Origin of the sequence: Persicitalea sp. (genome assembly GCF_041751555.1) — a bacterium.
In the GTDB taxonomy this organism is placed as follows: Bacteria; Bacteroidota; Bacteroidia; order Cytophagales; family Spirosomataceae; genus Persicitalea.
In genome coordinates this window covers 1-2455 of record NZ_JBGSXF010000401.1, presented here as the reverse complement: position 1 = coordinate 2455, position 2455 = coordinate 1, and the positions used below count along the sequence as shown (strand labels likewise).

2 protein-coding genes are annotated in these 2455 nt (G+C 52.1%); both read right to left on the bottom strand.

Annotated elements, in window-relative coordinates; genetic code table 11:
* The coding region (locus ACEW8P_RS14125; protein WP_373513723.1) for a sulfatase at positions 1–1397 on the bottom strand (1397 nt) is incomplete at its 3' end.
* A 382-nt stretch (positions 1398–1779) separates the two neighbouring features.
* Positions 1780–2455: DUF1080 domain-containing protein (locus ACEW8P_RS14120; RefSeq protein WP_373513722.1), on the bottom strand; the 676-nt coding region annotated here is incomplete at its 5' end.

Here is a 2455-nt window from a genome sequence, read left to right as displayed (position 1 = left end):
TGATTGACGATCATCCATTCGTGCAGCTTCGCTTTAAGACGGTGTTCTGTTTCAGCGTATTCGGGTTTGCCGCTGAGATTGTTCATTTCGTGCGGGTCGCTTTCCGAATCGTACAGCTCAAACATCGACCTGGGTTCTGCGAAAAGAGTTTTGGCGTATTTGGCGTCCAGCTTTCCGTTTTTCTTCCTGGCGATGAGATCTTGCCATAAAGGATGGTTGTTAAAATCCACCGGGGAGTAGGGCAACTGCCACAGGGTGTTGTAGATCAGTTTGTATTTTTTATCAAATACCGTCCGGGCTAAGTCGAACGCTCCGGTGTTCATCGGCAAACTAGACCCATGAGGCACCCGACTGGCAAAAATGTACTCGGAACCTGCGTGGTTCAGTCCGCGTAGCGCGGGCAGGAAGCTTTGTCCGGTCATGGCAGTGGGGGCATCGACTCCGGCCAGGGCCAAAACGGTTGGAGCGATGTCGATACCGGAAACCAGGGCGTCAGTAGAAAGGCCCGACTTCACGCCTGGCCCGGCCACGATGAGCGGCACATGAATGCCCAAATCGTAGAGGGTGCCCTTGCCGCGCAGCAGAGCCGCGCCATTATCGCCCATGAATATGACTACGGTATTTTTGGCGACGCCCCGCTTTTCCAATTCTTGAAGTACCTCGCCTACGTGACTGTCCAGTCGCATAATTTCGCCGAGATGTTGAGCGAGACCTTTTCTCACTTCTTCGGTATCGGGCATGCCTTCCGGTACGCGCAGGCTTTTGGGATCGGGCTCAAAAGAATCGGCGGTAAACGGACGGTGCGGGTCGCTGTAATTCATCCACATGAAAAAGGGCTTTTTGCCCGGCACCTGATCCAGAAACTCTTTGAACTGTCCCAGCACTTTATCATCGGATCCAGAATTAAGGTAATCGACTCTTTCTTTAAAAGTGGTGAGTTTGTATTTCTCAAAGGCTTCGTCCGTTTCCGGGGGTCTTTTGCCCGAGCCGTCGAGGTGGTAGCTTCGGCCGCAAATACCCGTATAGTAGCCCTCTGGTCGCAGAAATTCGGGAATGGTGGGAACATCGCGCGGCAGCGGGGCCGAGAACCGACTCATGCGAATGTCGATCACATTCCGGCCCGTGAGAATGGACGACCGGGAAGGCACGCACTGAGGGGCCGTTGTGTAGGCCCGCTGGAACAGCACGCCTTCCATCGCCAATTTGTCTAGATTGGGCGTTTGCAGGTCTTTGTTCCCGTAAACTCCCAGGTAAGGAACGCTGTGGTCGTCGGAGAGGATGAGCAGGATATTGGGTTTTGACTCAGCATTTTCGGCTGTTTCGGGCATGATAAAGCAGCCGAAAAGCAGGAATATGAGTCCTAAGGACAAGTTATAGGGTAATCTTCTTTCATTCATTTTTGCTGAGTTTTTCGAGGTGAGCCATTTGCGCCTAACGTTAAAAAGCAAAAGGGTGGGAAGGTGATTTCCTACGCTTTTATTAAATAATACGGCCGAACATCATTCTTTCTTCGAACCCTTATTCATTCTCTACCGCCAGCGGATTCCGATCCAGGAAGTTCTGAGGAATCAGGAACACCAGCGTCTGACTATTTCAGGGCATTGGCGTACAGCCACTCATGGCGCAATCCACCCCTTCGGGTGATAGTGACCGATCGCTGGGATCGGCTTCGTTAGGCGTCTTGACTTGATTGGCCTCAGGATTTTGAATGCGCCACTCTGCTCAAAAGAATAGCGCAGGCAAAAGCCTCTCTGCGCTACTGGTTGTCACCTTGACAACCTATTGTTTGTCCATCGGAATCTCCAATTTCTCGTTCAATGTCTTCTCGCCCATCCCGGCCAGTTCGACCTTTGGATTTTTCAAAAATTCTTTGATCCGGTACCGCACCGTTTGGGGTGGCCCAGCGTGTAGTTGCAAGGCAATATAGCCCGCTTCGTCGCCGCCAGTATCCCTGACCGCCACCGCCAGCCTGCCGTTGATCGCTGTCCAAATGCGGTCGCCTACGGCCAGTATTTCGTAAGTGTTCCACTTGCCGGGCTTCACGGCCTGCTCACCGCGATCTGACCAAAAAAGCTTTTGTCGTCCGTGTTCATGGTACAATCGTCCCCACACGCCCTTGCCCATGTCGGCTTGGTAGCCGAGCGCCTGTCCGGTCGAGTCCGCTTTGGTAGAGCGAAACTGGATTCCCGCGTTTCCTTCGTTGCGCTCCATCAGTACTTCAGCTTTTAGATAAAAGTCCCTCACTTCCGTGTCGGACCAGAGAAACTCATTTCTGGGTACTTCTGCCTGCGCATTGGCCACGATAGCACCGTCCTCCACCGACCAGTACTTTGGATTAGCCGCAGACCAACCCGCTAAGTCGTCACCATTAAATAATTTTTGATCGGTGTTCTGTTGAGAATCGCAACTCCAAAGTAGAAAAGTTGTCAATAAACAAACGGAGATTTTGAAATTG